Source organism: Paenibacillus sp. J31R98 (assembly GCF_056269245.1).
Genome location: NZ_JBWDNO010000006.1, coordinates 1 through 14,564 on the forward strand (window position 1 = coordinate 1; position 14,564 = coordinate 14,564).

General features: G+C 51.1%; 10 protein-coding genes and 1 pseudogene. 9 read left to right on the top strand and 2 right to left on the bottom strand.

The annotated features are described in order from the left end of the window. Positions 1-378 precede the first annotated feature (378 nt). Positions 379-1,305 (bottom strand): ArsR/SmtB family transcription factor, encoded by a 927-nt coding sequence (locus tag AC0YNX_RS20900; RefSeq protein ID WP_475817647.1) that lies wholly within the window; start codon positions 1,303-1,305, stop codon positions 379-381. A gap of 154 nt (positions 1,306-1,459) precedes the next feature. Between AC0YNX_RS20900 and AC0YNX_RS20905 the strand changes: the two genes are divergently transcribed. From AC0YNX_RS20905 to AC0YNX_RS20925, 5 genes are all read left to right on the top strand, one after another. Continuing rightward, positions 1,460-4,216 carry a glycoside hydrolase family 2 protein gene (locus tag AC0YNX_RS20905; protein WP_475817648.1) on the top strand — a complete coding sequence of 919 codons (2,757 nt, stop codon included), beginning with the start codon at positions 1,460-1,462 and terminating at the stop codon, positions 4,214-4,216. A gap of 1,072 nt (positions 4,217-5,288) precedes the next feature. Beyond that, positions 5,289-6,248: an ABC transporter permease gene (locus tag AC0YNX_RS20910; RefSeq protein ID WP_475817649.1), complete on the top strand. Its 960-nt coding sequence runs from the start codon at positions 5,289-5,291 to the stop codon at positions 6,246-6,248. A 40-nt stretch (positions 6,249-6,288) separates the two neighbouring features. Further along, entirely contained in the window at positions 6,289-7,203 is a 915-nt protein-coding gene (locus AC0YNX_RS20915) for a carbohydrate ABC transporter permease (RefSeq protein WP_475817650.1), read from the top strand. A gap of 63 nt (positions 7,204-7,266) precedes the next feature. Continuing rightward, the gene (locus AC0YNX_RS20920; RefSeq protein ID WP_475817651.1) at positions 7,267-8,982 is read left to right on the top strand and encodes an extracellular solute-binding protein; all 1,716 of its coding nucleotides are present in this window, start codon (positions 7,267-7,269) and stop codon (positions 8,980-8,982) included. A 156-nt stretch (positions 8,983-9,138) separates the two neighbouring features. Then, entirely contained in the window at positions 9,139-9,948 is an 810-nt protein-coding gene (locus tag AC0YNX_RS20925; protein WP_475817652.1) for a P-loop NTPase family protein, read from the top strand. On the opposite strand, the gene AC0YNX_RS20930 is transcribed toward AC0YNX_RS20925, so the two are convergent. After that, positions 9,932-10,105, bottom strand: a complete 174-nt coding sequence (locus tag AC0YNX_RS20930) for a hypothetical protein (protein ID WP_475817653.1) — start codon at positions 10,103-10,105, stop codon at positions 9,932-9,934. The genes AC0YNX_RS20925 and AC0YNX_RS20930 overlap by 17 nt on opposite strands. Positions 10,106-10,564: 459 nt before the next feature. On the opposite strand from AC0YNX_RS20930, the gene AC0YNX_RS20935 reads away from it, so the two are divergent. The 4 genes and pseudogenes from AC0YNX_RS20935 to AC0YNX_RS20950 all read left to right on the top strand — a co-directional run bounded on the left by AC0YNX_RS20935 (position 10,565) and on the right by AC0YNX_RS20950 (position 14,176). Further along, a complete protein-coding gene (locus AC0YNX_RS20935) occupies positions 10,565-11,887 on the top strand; it encodes a glycosyl hydrolase family 28 protein (RefSeq protein ID WP_475817654.1) in 1,323 nt (440 codons plus the stop codon). A 213-nt stretch (positions 11,888-12,100) separates the two neighbouring features. After that, positions 12,101-12,238 (top strand): annotated as a pseudogene (locus tag AC0YNX_RS20940) (YiaA/YiaB family inner membrane protein); the annotation flags it as partial. A 30-nt stretch (positions 12,239-12,268) separates the two neighbouring features. Further along, the gene (locus tag AC0YNX_RS20945; RefSeq protein WP_475817972.1) at positions 12,269-12,547 is read left to right on the top strand and encodes a YiaA/YiaB family inner membrane protein; all 279 of its coding nucleotides are present in this window, start codon (positions 12,269-12,271) and stop codon (positions 12,545-12,547) included. A 150-nt stretch (positions 12,548-12,697) separates the two neighbouring features. Continuing rightward, on the top strand, positions 12,698-14,176 hold the full coding sequence (locus tag AC0YNX_RS20950; RefSeq protein WP_475817655.1) for an aminoacyl-histidine dipeptidase: 1,479 nt from the start codon (positions 12,698-12,700) through the stop codon (positions 14,174-14,176). The last annotated feature ends 388 nt before the right edge of the window (positions 14,177-14,564 follow it).

A 14,564-nucleotide genomic window follows, 5' to 3' on the forward strand; every position in this document is an offset into this window, starting at 1 on the left:
GCTGATATTGGTGGCTTAGTGAAGCTGAGAGTGCAAAAATCGAACTCTCAGCATAAGAATCGGCCGATTGGTGATCTGAGAGTGCGAAAATCGAACTCTCAGATACGGAAGCGGCTGATATTGGTGGCTTAGTGAAGCTGAGAGTGCAAAAATCGAACTCTCAGCATAAGAATCGGCCGATTGGTGATCTGAGAGTGCGAAAATCGAACTCTCAGATACGGAAGTAGCCGATATTCGTGGTTTGGATAAGCTGAGAGTGCAAAAATGGAACTCTCAGCATAATAATCGCCCGATTGGTGCGCTGAGAGTGCGAAAATCGAACTCTCAGGCTCTCGAGACTTTTGCGTTGCTGGGCATTTCTGACACTTGTGCGTGTTGTTAATCCGAATAGCGGATGAACGACAGCAGAAGATCCTGCCGGTGATCGCCGAAGCTTGCGCCGAACAGGTTGAGACCGCGGCAGTTCGCCGCATCCTCTGCAACCTCGAGACGGACGCGGATTGGTTTGTTGTACTGCAGATCAAGCGATGCAATTGTCGCCTCGGAGGAGGCGGTGCCATTCACGAGGCTGCCTGAAGAGGTGATACGCCATTCGGTGAGCTGGCCGTATTCGGTGCCGCTCCATTTGTCAGGCGTCAGCTTGCCTTTACGATCGCCAAGGTCGCCGGGGCTAGTGAAGATGCCGATCGGCTGGTCGTTGATGAACAGCGAGATGTCCGAAGGCCAGTCCATCTGGAAGTGCGGCGCCTCCGAGCAGAGCTCTGCGCTGAACCACAGCTCGTCAATGGTTACGCCAGGCGGCATTGGGTTGGCAAAGTAATACTCGATATAACCTGCACCCGAGAACCAGAGAAGCGATGCATCCACTCGCTCTGGCAAATAGAAAGCACGTGGGTCGTCGACGGAACCGATAAAGGAGCCATCCCGGGTCACGATGCCGCAGGTTGGTTGAGTCGTGCAGTGGGCATACATGCCAATCGGCATATGCAGCTCTTCTGTGCGGTGCAGTCCTTCACCAAGCTTGACGGGGAGCTCGAGCAGGATGGAGCGTCCGGTGACGGAGCATATTTTCTCCCGGTTCGCGCCGGTTGTGGACGAGACCAGTTCTACGCTCTCCAGAATTTGCACATTAATAGAGATCGTCGGCTGCGCTACGCCGAGCGCCTCGGCGAGCTGGCTGACGCTCATCGGCTTCTCGCCGAGCGCTTCCAGAATGCGGACCCGAACGTCGCCGGACAGCGCCTTCGCCACATCGACAATACGGGAGGAGGGGTATCGAATTGTATCTTGTTTAATATCGCTCATTGGCTTCACTTGACCAGCCCTTCAAATCGTTATAGAGGTAGTGTACTCGAAATTCTCTATATTGTAAAAGTGTAATATACATATTGATTAAACTATATACGGGTGCTAAAATGGGGTCAAATCCACTTTATAGGGAAGGTTGTGCTTACTCGCTATGACTGCACAAGCATTGACGTCTGCATTGAAACAAATACCTCGTCCTGAATTTCCTCGCCCGGACTGGCAGCGCCAGGATTGGCTGAATTTGAACGGTACATGGGATTTCCGTCTTGATACGGCGGGTGAATCTGAAAACGGTTACGCGACGCCTACGGCTGATTTTGACAGTGAAATTGTCGTGCCTTTCTCGTGGGCAAGCCCGCTGTCGGGAGTTGGCCGCGATGAGCGCGGTACCGGCTGGTATAGAAAGAGTGTGGCATGGGCGCCGACTGAGAGCGGATCGCGCGTATTCCTGCGTTTCGGCGCGGCTGACTACAGCAGCGAAGTTTGGGTGAACGGCACGCATGTCGGCTCGCATATCGGCGGCTATGGCAGCTTCGAGTTTGATGTAACGCATGTGTGGCGCAGTGATGCTGCGAATGCGATTATCGTGAGCGCGACTGATTTTGACCATGGCTATCAAGCGCGCGGGAAGCAAGGGTACGGTGAAATCCGTGGTATTTGGCAGCCGGTATGGCTGGAGGCGCGTCCGCAATCCTATATCCAATCGGCGAAATTCGCAACGTTCATTAATGGCACAATCGGTGTGAAAGCTGTCGTTGTCGCTCATGAAGCGGGAGAAGCGAGCTTGCAGTTCAGCTTCGCTGACGGGACTGTTCAGCATGCATTCGCGGCTGAGTTGGTTGAAGGCGAGAATGAGATTAGCACTTCGTTTGTCGTGAATGACCCGCAGCTATGGAGCCCAGAGACGCCTCATCTCTATGAAGGTACGCTTACGCTCAGTCGTGCAGGCGGCGCAGGTGACGTAGTGTCGACATACTTCGGCATTCGCGAGATCGGTACAGCTCTGTTCGGCGATCGGAATTACCGCTGGATTACGCTGAACGGCAAGCCTGTTTATCTGAACGGTACGCTGGATCAGTCCTTCCATAAGACAGGATATTTCACGTATCCAACCGATGATGAGATGCAAGATGAGATTTATTTGCTGAAGCGTCTTGGGTTGAACCTTGTTCGGATTCATATTAAACCGGAAGAGCCGCGCAAGTTGTACTGGGCGGATAAGCTCGGTATGCTCGTAATGGAGGATATGCCATGCTTCTGGGGCAATCCGGATGAGACGGCAAGAGCGTCTTATGAGAGCGAGTCCAAAGAAATTATTGAGCGCGATTACAACCATCCGTCGATTTTCTCTTGGGTCATGTTCAATGAAACTTGGGGGCTCAAGACGAATCCGCAGTCGCAGGGTCTGACCAATCAATCGCACGTACCAAGCAATACCTACCTGCCTGAAACTCAGGAATGGGTCAGAGGGATTTACCACTGGGCAAAAGAGCTTGACCCGACGCGGATTGTGGAAGACAACTCGCCTTGCAACTACGACCATGTCGAGACGGATTTGAATACATGGCACTTCTACATTAACGGCTACGAGCAGCTCCGTGAGCATGTAACGGATATCGTCGATAAGACCTACCCAGGTTCGAGCTTCAACTGCATTGGCGATAACGTCCAAGGCGATGCGCCGCTGATGAACAGCGAGTGCGGCAATGTGTGGGGCTTCTCCAACGGCGCCGGCGACAGCGACCTCGCTTGGCATTACTGGTACATGATGAATGAGTTCCGTCGCCATGACAAAATGTGCGGTTTCGTCTTTACGGAATTCCGCGATGTGACCAATGAATTCAATGGTTACTACCGTCTGGACGGCACGGATAAGTACTTCGGCTACGAAGAATTGGTACCGGGCATGTCTCTTGCTGACCTGCATTCGCCGGACTTTATCGTCATTGACGCTCCTCCTTGCCAGACGGTGCAGGCAGGCGAGCAAGTATCGTTGTCGCTCTTGGCATCTAGCTACTCCGATGCCTACCACGGTCAGCAATTAACGCTTGCTTGGGAGCTGGCATACGACAACATCGGCGTACGCGAGACAGCTGAGCGCGGATCGGTAGAACTGGCTTGGGGCGAGTACGGCGTGAAGCCGATTGATGCGCCTATCGTTGTGAATATGCCGAAGCAAGATGCGGTTGCAGTGCTGGCCGTTCGCCTTGTGGACGCGGCAGGTCGCGTCGTGACGCGCAACTTCACGACGTTCGATGTACGCAGCGGCATTGCCGGCGGCGTATATGATGCGGAAGGGCAGTTCGTGCAAGTGCCGGTGACTGGCTTCGCATCGCACAGCTTCCCGTACCAGTGGAATGCGATTCAAGAAGGCAAAACAAACGGCGGTTCGGAAGGCGAGTTCGTGTATGACGTTGAACTGCCAGGTGTGGAGGAGCAAGGCGCGATCCATCATATCGAGATTGCTTTCGAAGCAAGCTCGAAGCGACTGCTTGCCCGCAACATCGAAGGTGCTCGCGATCGTCAGCACGGCATCGACTTCATGCATGGCGCGAACGCGAATGTGGAGTACAACAGCAATACGTACTACATGACCGATGAAGAGCAGCACCCATCGAACATCGTTGTGAGCATTGACGGCGAGCAAGTCGGCACGTTCACGCTGCCTGACAATCCAGCCGACAGCCGCGGCGTGCTGTCGTGGCAATATCAAGAGATTTACAACAAGCTCGACGAGGCTGGCTCGTTCGGATACTTGTGCCGCATTGCGGTGCCAAGCCGCATCGCAGCCAAGCTGAACCGCAGCCGCAGCTTCAAGCTCGCAATCGCAGCGGATCAAGGCGGCGTGGCGCTGTATGGCCGAAATGCAGGACGTTACCCGCTTGATATTCTGGTGCGGGTGAAGTAGTAGGGAAGATGAAACGGAGGTGAGCCCCGCAGGTTGCCTCCGAAGATGGTTTGTAGAGGCTGTCTCGCAAGTAGTTGCTATAACTACGGCGAGACGGTCTTTTTTTTGTTTGCTAACGGAACGTAAACACCTTATTCGTACCAAAATAGCACTCAAAAAATTGTAACGGACTCCAGCGGTGTTATTCCCCGCTTTCGCAGCTCAAAGAAGCCGATTTCAGTGGAATAGCGTTGCTGAGTTTCGTTACATTCCATGAACGGGTCATATGGGCCGAATAACGCGTCTGGAGTCCGTTAGCTATCCGAACAGTCATCCGACAGCACTCCGTTAGCCCTCCGACGGTCAATCGACAGCCATCCGAATACCTTCCGCCATTCGTCTAGCCCTACGTTAACCCTCCGACAGCCCACGCCCTCCGTTAGCCGCTCAACAGGCCTCCATTCACCTCCGTCATCCATCAACATCCGACAGCATCCGCAGGCAGCGTGCGAGAAGCAACAGAAACTCCCTGTGCGCTCTTTCTATGAGCTGCTGCCCATCTCGCACTTATCAAGTGAACTGCCCGCTTTCGCTTGAAGCCAGCAGTTCTTGCATATAGAGAAAGACCCATGACAAAAGCATTAATATCGAGTGTTAATAATATATTAAATATATTATTAAATGGTTATAGGTTTTAGCTGCCGATGTGGATGCTTATAGGGAAGAGTCGGTATAATTGCGCAGTAAAACTGGGAATTGAGAATCCGACTGCAAACAACATAATTCGACAAAAACCCTCGAATTATAAGGATTTTTCTTTGAATTAGTATATTGAAACTGCGGAGAATAGCGTCTTCGCAGCCCGTGAATTCCCAGTCGAATTACCTAGTATGAAACAATTTTAATAAAAGTATTGATTAAATATATTAAATATATTATATTGGTATGAGATTAATGAAACCGTTTGCAGGATCAAACGATACTTACTGATTACCTAGCAGTCAACTTTAGGTTTTCGCCCTTATCGATGTCCACCGGTTCATTAATTGAATGCGCTTCGCTTGGCTATATCCTGTAGAAGGTGGGAGGAGTAATGATTGCAAAAGAAGCAAGAGTTGAAGTCATACCCGGTGCATCTCCGCTAAAGAAGAACAAGACTTGGGCTAAGATTTGGAGTTTCAGACACATCTACTTATTTATGCTTCCCGCTATTATCTGGTACCTCGTTTTTAGCTACTATCCGATGTACGGCATTTTGATCGCGTTCAAAGATTTCAAGTACAACCTCGGGATCCTACACAGTCCTTGGGAAGGGCTGCGGTATTTCAAACAGTTTCTCGGAGATTCCAGCTTCTATTCGGTGCTGTACAATACGTTGTACATCAGCTTCCTTAAACTATTGTTTGGATTTCCGGCACCACTGATCCTCGCATTGATGCTCAATGGCGTCATGCACGGCAAATTGAAACGGCTCTTTCAGACCATTTCCTATCTGCCTCACTTTGTATCTTGGGTCGTCGTTGTGACACTGATGCAAAAAATTCTTTCTCCTAACGTGGGACTTATCAATGACATCCGGGATCATATGGGGCTGGACCCGATCTTCTTTATGGGAAAGCCGGAGTTATTTTATCCCTTGGTGATCGTTTCGGATATATGGAAGGGCGTAGGTTGGGGATCGATCATCTATCTGGCTGCCTTAACCAATATTGATCCGCACTTGTATGAAGCTGCGGAAATGGATGGCGCCGGAAGGTGGAGCAAGCTGTTTAAGATTACGCTGCCATCTCTAACGCCTACGATTGGTATCCTGCTTATCTTCTCCCTGAGCGGCGTGCTGAATGCCGGTTTTGACCAAATCTGGCTGATGCAGACGCCTGCAACACTCAGTGTTTCGGAAATCTTGGATACATATGTATTGAAAACAGGTATTCAGCAAGGACAATTCGCTTATTCCACAGCTATCGGCTTGTTCAAGTCACTGATCTCGCTGCTTCTCATTGTGGCCGTTAATAAGGTGTCCAAAAAAGTGAGCGACGTATCGCTATGGTAATGGGGCGAAAATCATTCTACGAACCTAAGGAGGTGCGGGTGTGGGTGTGAGAAAATTATCGGCAGCCGATAAAGTCTATTCCAGCATTAACTATGCGCTGCTGCTCGTATTCTGCCTGACGGCACTCTATCCCTTTATCTATTTTTTGGCGCTCTCATTCAATGACGGCTACGATGCCATGAAGGGCGGCATTTACTTCTTCCCGAGAGTCACAACGTTCGAGAACTACACCAAAGCATTCAACAACCCTCAGATCCTGCAATCCTTCTGGATCTCGATTTCACGAACGTTTGTCGTTACCGTAGGTTCCACGCTGCTGACCGCTTTGCTGGCCTATGGTCTTTCAAGGAAAGGTCTTCCAGGAAGAAGATATATCGTCTTTTTCTTCTTCTTCACGACGCTGTTCAGCGGTGGACTTATTCCGACATTTATCCTGTACCGGGAGATTCATATCCTCAATACGTACTGGGTGCTCGTCTTGCCATCGCTCTATAGCTTCTTCAATGCGATTATCATGAAGACGTTCTTCGACGGGATTCCTCAAGGCTTGTCGGAATCGGCCCGTATCGACGGCGCAAGTGAGCTAGGGGTATTCTGGCGAATTATTCTCCCGCTTTCGATGCCGGTTATGGCGACCATCGCATTGTTCGTCGGAGTAGGCATCTGGAATGACTGGTTTACTGGACAATTCTTCATCCAGAACGAGAATCTTCAGCCTGCTGCCACGTTCTTGAACAAAATGATCAGCGAAGCGTCCTTCCAATCGATGACAGGTTCAAGCAGCGGCTCGTCCATCAAGAACATGAATGAGAACCAGATGGCGCTGCGAGGCGTAACGCCTGAGGCGCTCCGGATGACGTTCGTAATCATCATTACGACACCGATTATCCTGGTTTACCCGTTCCTTCAGAAGTATTTTGTCAAAGGCGTGTTGGTTGGTTCGCTTAAAGAGTAGTCGAGTATAAGAGGCGCAGCCTTTTATATATAAAAAAACTTCCAAACGAAAGGGGCTTCTCAAATGCGTAAGACCAGATTAAAAAGTTCTCTTAGCTTGACGCTTGCGGTTCCGCTGCTTGCCGTGTCTTTGACGGCATGTGGAGGAAACAACAACGATGCGGGTACTTCCTCTAACTCGGGGACCACGAATTCCACGAACTCTGCAAACTCGGGGTCGAATGAATCCACTGCACCTAAGCAGACTACTCTATCCTTCCTAAGTGCCTGGAACGGCGGCGGTGCAGGATACCCGCAGGATCAGGAAAACAATCCGGTTGCTCAAGCAGTTAGAGAAAAAACCGGCGTAACGTTAAAGCTGGAATCGATCACTACTAGCGAAGTTGAGAAACTGAACACGATCTTCGCTTCGGATACGGTTCCGGATATCGTAAACGCGCCGTACTGGTCGACGACAGGCGGGGAAGGACAAGTCATCAAGAAAGCGGCTCTGGAAGGCCAGCTGCTTGATTTAACCCCTTATCTCGATAAATATCCGAACGTGAAGAAACTGATGACGCAAGGCGTAGCGAAGGACTTTGCCGAATTCGATCTGAATAGTCCTGATCTTGAAGGCAAGCAATATGTCATTCCGATGCAGACGCCAGACGGCACTCCGGAATCCATTCATAACTGGAATTATGGTCTCTATGCTCGCGGAGATATCTTGAAGTCTCTGGGTGTGAATGCAGCAGATATCGATACAGAGGATAAGCTGCTTGACCTGCTGGCTAAGATCAAGAATGGCAGCTTCAAAGATATTAGCGGCAAGCCGGTTATTCCTTCCGGTACGATGCATAACGGTTGGGATTACAGCCAATTCCTGTCCGGTTGGTCGGATTACAACATCTCGGACTTCCGCCAAGAAGACGGCAAGCTCATCCACTGGACGCAATCCAAGGATCAAGAAGCTCGCTTGCTCTACATGAGAAAGCTGATTACTGAAGGTCTCTTCGACCCAGAGGCATTCAGCAATACCGATACAACTGCGAATGAGAAGCTCGCTACAGGCAAGCTGGCTGTATTCGGCGCTCAAAGCATGATTGGCGAATTGCAAAAAACGCTCTATAAAACAAATCCAGAAATGCAATATGAGCTGCTCGGTCCAATGAAGAATAAGAGCGGTAACATTGTGACGCAAGTAGAGAAGCCAGGCCGCTCCGGCTTCCCGGTTATCTTCTTGAGCGCGAAGATCAAAGATCCGGATGCAGCACTTCGTCTGATTGATTTCTTGAACAGCGACGAAGGCCGCCTGCTTGCTTTCTGGGGTAACGTAGGTAAAACGTACAACATGGTAGATGGCAAGCCGCAATGGATTGCTGATGTGAAGAAGAAGTTCGACGATAATCCGGATGTGAAGCGTGATGAAGGTCTCAACTATCTCTCCGGCAGCTTCATGGGCGCTTTCTCCTCCGAAGTCACTTGGCCGATTCCAGATGACCAGAAGACGCAATGGGAGAAACTCGAGGCAAGCTACTCGAAGAGACTGCCGATCCAAATTATCGACAAGGTCAGCGCAACTTATCTGGAAAGAGATTGGCCGAAATACCAAGAGTTCCGCGATAAAACAGCTAGCTTGAACTTCGACGAAGAATTCCGCAAAGCATGCTACGCGAAATCCGATGACGAAGCGCTCAAGATTCTGCGCGGCATTCAAGACAAGTTTAAATCTGCCGGCGTAGAAGATATGGCTGCGTACGTGGGTGAAAAAGCTGCGGCACGTGACGATATCGGCTGGTAATAAGAGGTTTTATTCATAGGTATTACATTGCGAATAGACCAAACCGTTCAGATGAGCGGTTTGGTCTATTTATTGTTTTGTTGTAGTTGAAGGTGTGTGGAGCCATGGTGTGGAAAGAATCTTGTTGGATGAAGTCAAGTAGACGGGGGTAATGGCATGCCAAGAAATTGCAAATTAATCTTGGTTGAAGGCTTATGCGGCACGGGTAAATCGACGTTAGCGGAACGGCTGCATCTTTATTTGCGGGAGCAAGGCATCCCATCTCACTTCTATGATGAAGGTGCTAAGGAGCATCCGGTGAGCCTGAATTGGCATGCTTTCTTCCGGGAGGAGGAGTATGCAGAGCTTCTGGTGCGCTATCCGAGCGTGAATGGCGAGATCCGGTCGCGGGTTATTAGAGATGGACGAAACTACTTGGTTCCCTATCGAGAGGTTAATGTGTTTAACGAGTTGGCCGTGCTCCATGCCGAGCTAAAGTCTCGCGAGCTATGTTGGACGAATTCGCCCGTAGCTACGTTGCCGGAGTTTACCGAAGCTATCGAGCGGCATTGGTCGCGATTCGCAGGGCGTGTTAGCGCGGCTGACGATGTCTACGTGCTGGAAGCGGTGTTCCTACAGCATCAGATTCATGATTTAATGAAGCATTATCAAGCTGACGACACGCAGATTGAGCAGCATATCCAGAGCATTGCAGGCAGGATTGCCGCTTTAGATCCGGTGTTAATTTATTTATCCCAGCCGGATGTGCGGGAGCAGCAGAGCTGGATTTCCTCTATTCGCTCAAAGCCTCATTTTGCAACGGAACAGAATATTAGCTTCATGGAGAACCGCAAGCGGATCGAATCGATGCTGCTTGAGCGGCTACCGTTCCCGGCCAATACGATTCATAATGTTAATCGAGATTGGGAAGTGGTTTTCAGAGAGATGGTGGAGGCGATTGCTTCTAATCTCATATCCACCGCATAAATGGCTTATTCACCATCTTTACGTTATACCGAGCTGCCCAATTCGCCAAGTCGGCGGAGCCTTGATCTTCGTCACTTGCAAATCTAAAGCACATCGCCAGCGGCACAATCCGTGCGCCGTAAGGCTTAATGCCGATAACAGGACGGAAATATCCCATTGTTCGGATAACCTGAATCTGTTCAGCGTGAATGGTTACTCCTTTTACGAATAACTGACTGCCAATTAGCGATAACTCAGTTGATACCTGACGTCCCCTGTACCAAGCAGCTACCAATATGGACAGACAAAGTAGGAAAGATCCTGCGGTCGTGAATAGAGTTACAAGGTGTCCGCTCTTAGTGGCCAGGCGTACGACTTGAATTAGAAAGTATGAACTCGACACCGACATCGCGGTGATGAGACGCAACCCGGAAGGGTTCTTTATGGCATGTATGATTGCTCCCATTATAGTAGCAGCCTCCTTTGTTCGATGAGTTTAACACATTTTACCAGATTAATTGTCTTAGCGGAATCGGAATGGAGACAACTTTCGTAGCACAATGAACAATTTTCACTCACATGCCCTTCAGCAGGTTCGATAGAATAGAGCCATCATCCACGCAAGGAGTGTGCTCTTATGCTGCAATCCAACATTCAATCCAGTTATCCGGCGGCATCAATTAAGCCATCAGACCGCTACCAGGTTCGTATTGATGGCCAGCCTGTTTTTGTATATCAGTGCCAAGGCGCAGGTTATGCCGTGTTGTCAGCTGAAGGCAAAGTCACCATTGAAATCGAGACGAGCCACAGCTTCGAGCAAGCGGTCGTACGTCCTCTGCGACATGGCATTGCGCCTGCCTCGGCAGCAGGTAATGTGCTTTGCTTTGAGATCGAGGCGCCAGCGAAGTTGTCCATTGAATTCGACGGTGACATTAAGGAGCCGCTATTTATTTGGATTAATCCGCCGGAGACGGCAGAGCGGCCTGACCCAGCTGACTCGAACGTTCATTATTACAAGGGCGGCGAGGTGCATCACGCGGGCGAAATCCGTTTGCAGGACGGAGAGACGCTCTATATCGAAGAAGGAGCAGTCGTGTATGGACGTGTAACTGCAGATGGCGCATCGAACATTACGGTTCGTGGCAGAGGAATTCTTGACGGCTCCCTGTGGAGAGACGACGAAGGGGCGAAGAAGCATGCGATGCTGCTGCCAGCTCGCTGCAATGGAGTTACCATCGAAGGGATCAGCGTCGTGGACGGACCAACGTGGCATCTTGTGCCGACGGCGTGCTCGAATGTGCGGATCGAGAATGTGAACGTGCTTACTTTTGCAGGGACGGGGGATGGCATTGATATTGTCGGCTGTGAAGACGTGACAATTGAGAACGTGTTCGTCCGCTCCAAGGATGATTGCATCGCCATTAAGGCGGTCGATTACTTCCATGAAGCGGGCTGCCGAGATGTGCGCCGCGTGCGGGTAAGCCGTTCAGTGTTCTTCAATGCGGAGTGGGGCAATGCGCTCGAGATAGGCTACGAGACACGCAGCGAGACAATCTCGGACATTGAGTTCAGCGATTGCGACATCATTCACTGCCAGTTCGAAGGCTATGAATCCGGTGGGACGTTCACTATCCATAACGGAGATCGTGCAGTCGTGCAGAACGTGCTGTATAGCAACATCCGCGTCGAAGACTCAGAGGAGAAGCTGGTTGATATTAAGATTCAATATTCCCAGTATTCTCGTGATACGGAGCGTGGTCAGGTTCGCGATATCCGCTTTGAGAATATTGCCATTGTTGGCGGGCTGCTCCCCGTCTCTATCATCCGCGGTTATGATGGCGCGCATATGATCGATGGCGTTACGTTCTCGGGCATTAGCTATTTGGGCGAGCCGCTGGGGAGCGCCAATGCAGCCAAAATGGTCGTGGAGCTCAGCCGGAATGTGAAGTTCGAGCAGTAAGCTGCTTAGGCGTTGTGACCAGGTACTAGGAGAAGATGGTACTTATGTGTTTGCGCGGTCAGTCTTACAATAAGGTCATAACGAAGCAGCCGCGAGAGGCTGCAAGGGAGGACTTTAGAGATGATGACTGAATCGACAACAACGGGTGCGGGGCAGCAGCTTCGCAATAAAATGCAATTTTACCGCAGACGTAACACACCGACATATACGTTCATGGCTTGGTCAGCTTTTGTGCTGGCATGCGGGTTCGAATTTGTAGGGATTTATACGCTCAAGCAGCCGCTCTCCGTTCAGGGCTACTATGCAGTGTCAGCCATTCTGCTTATCGTCACCTCGTTCCTGTTGCAGAAGGTAGCGCGGGATAATGATGAGGATAACTACCTGCAAGTCTACAACGTAGGTTACCGTCGCAGGAATACGTCCGCTTTCACATTCCTCTCCTGGGCAGGCTTCGTACTCGCGATTCTTGCGGAGTATATCGGGGTGTTCAATCTTGAAGAGCCTCTGTCGGTAAAAGGCTACTATGCCATCGGCGGCGCGTTCCTGATCGTATCCTGTCTCGTGCTGCAGAAGACGATTCGCGATAACGAGGAAGATAAGCTGTTTGGCGGCGGCGGGGAAACGGCGGAAGAGAGTGCAAGCTTTGAGGTTCAGAAATAAAGAGGCGCGCCGGACGGCGCGTCTTTTTTGTTGTGCGACACTCTTCAAAAACGAACTAATCCGGAGGCTGGTTTTGGCTGCTCGTATGATGTACACTACTTGCGTATAGCAAGTTGATACGAGAAGGCTGGGCTTTAGGAGGAAACAAGCGTGAGTAATGAACAAGCAGGCAAGGTATATACAGGTGATTGCAAGGTGCTGCAATTCTTTGAGGAATTGTCGAAGATTCCTCGGGGATCGGGCAACGAGAAGGCGATTAGCGATTACGTTGCTCAGTTCGCGGAAGAGCGCGGCTGCACGGCGATTCAGGACGAACGATATAATCTCATTATTAAGAAGGCTGCTGCGAAGGGGTATGAACAGGCGCCTACGGTTATTTTTCAAGGTCATCTGGATATGGTCTGTGAGAAAAATAAATCGACGCAGCATGACTTCACCAAAGACCCGATCCGCTTCAAGCTTGACGGGGACATGATCTATGCGCAGGGTACGACGCTTGGCGCCGATAACGGCATCGGCGTTGCTTTCTCTATGGCGCTTATGGACTCGGTAGATATGGCACATCCAGCGCTGGAGATTCTTCTGACGACGGAAGAAGAGACGAGCATGGCTGGTGCGGAGAATATTGATGCTTCCAAGCTGAGCGGACAGATGATGATCAACTTCGATTCTGACCGCGAAGGCGTTGTGTTCGTAAGCAGCGCCGGCGGTGCATCGGTGTTCCATACGGTGCCAATTGTGTGGAGTAACGGCGAGTCTTCGGATGGCCGGTCGGCGTATACCATTGCGGTGGAAGGCTTGGTTGGCGGTCACTCCGGCGACGATATTATCCGCGAGCGCGGCAATGCGAATAAGCTGGTAGGGCGTGTGCTGGATGATCTGCGGCGTCATACTGCTTTTGACCTGGCGAGCATTGCCGGCGGCATGAAGGTGAACGCGATTCCGCGCGAGTCGGAGGCGGTTGTGCGTCTGACAGCGGAAGAGTTGGCGGTTGCTGAGGCACGCATTGCAGAGTGGAATCAGATTTATAAGGATGAGTTCGAAGCAGCGGACCCGGGTGTAAAAGTAACGATTAGTGCGGTTGGGGCGGCTGAAAATGTATCGCGCTGGCTGTCGGAGGAGACGAAGCTGCTCGTTATTCGGTTGTTGGCGCTTATGCCAAACGGCGTGCTCAGCATGAATAAGGCCATTGAGAATCTCGTCCGGACGTCGACGAATATCGGTGTGATTTCGATGAAGGAAGACCAGGTTGTGTTCGAAAGTCTTGTGCGGAGCTCGCATCGCTCTCAGCTGGATGCGGTTCTGCAGGGGATGGAGACGCTCGCGGAGTCGGTGGGTGTAACATACCGGTACGATCACTATTTCCCAGGCTGGCCATACCGGGCGGATTCGAAGCTTCGCGAAGTGTTCGAAACGGTGTACGCTCGCAAGTACGGCGAGCCGCTCCAGGTCAAGGCGATCCATGCGGGACTCGAATGCGGTGTCCTCATTGAGAAAATGCCGCATCTCGACGCCATATCCTACGGCCCGAACATGTACAATTTCCACACGCCGGAGGAGCATGTGTCGATTTCCTCTGTGGAGCGGACGTGGGCATTCTTGCAGGACGTTATGCGTGAGTTGAAATAAGGTGGGAAAGCGCGGGACTTGAGGGCCTCGCGCTTTTTTTGTTGTTGATGGTGGAGGGGCTTGGGCTTGAGTGAGGGGAGACTCCGCGCCGAGGTTGTGCCAAGGCTGAGCCAAAGCTGAGCCAAAGCCTCCGTTCTCGACCGTTCCCCAAATGGTGATGGTACGGGGGACCGCGAAGACGAGGGTAAGAGCAAGAGCAAGTGCAAGTGCAAGTGCAAGTGCAAGTGCAAGTGCAAGAGCAAGAGCGTGGTGTGGCTCGGTGGCTGAGCCGAGCGAATGAGGGCTGAGAGAGGGTTTTGTCTCTCTCAGTAGTGAAATCGCGTCGTGTGCGCGTGTGACAGCGGGAATTTCCGCTCTCATGTTTCGAAACGGCTGAAAAAGGGCGGGA

Excerpts from the sequence above, each read along its gene's own strand:
- AC0YNX_RS20920 (WP_475817651.1), top strand. The coding sequence starts at position 7,267 with ATGCGTAAGACCAGATTAAAAAGTTCTCTTAGCTTGACGCTTGCGGTT.
- AC0YNX_RS20905 (WP_475817648.1), top strand. The coding sequence starts at position 1,460 with ATGACTGCACAAGCATTGACGTCTGCATTGAAACAAATACCTCGTCCT.
- AC0YNX_RS20930 (WP_475817653.1), bottom strand. The coding sequence starts at position 10,105 with ATGGGATATTTCCGTCCTGTTATCGGCATTAAGCCTTACGGCGCACGG.
- AC0YNX_RS20900 (WP_475817647.1), bottom strand. The coding sequence starts at position 1,305 with ATGAGCGATATTAAACAAGATACAATTCGATACCCCTCCTCCCGTATT.
- AC0YNX_RS20910 (WP_475817649.1), top strand. The coding sequence starts at position 5,289 with ATGATTGCAAAAGAAGCAAGAGTTGAAGTCATACCCGGTGCATCTCCG.
- AC0YNX_RS20925 (WP_475817652.1), top strand. The coding sequence starts at position 9,139 with ATGCCAAGAAATTGCAAATTAATCTTGGTTGAAGGCTTATGCGGCACG.
- AC0YNX_RS20935 (WP_475817654.1), top strand. The coding sequence starts at position 10,565 with ATGCTGCAATCCAACATTCAATCCAGTTATCCGGCGGCATCAATTAAG.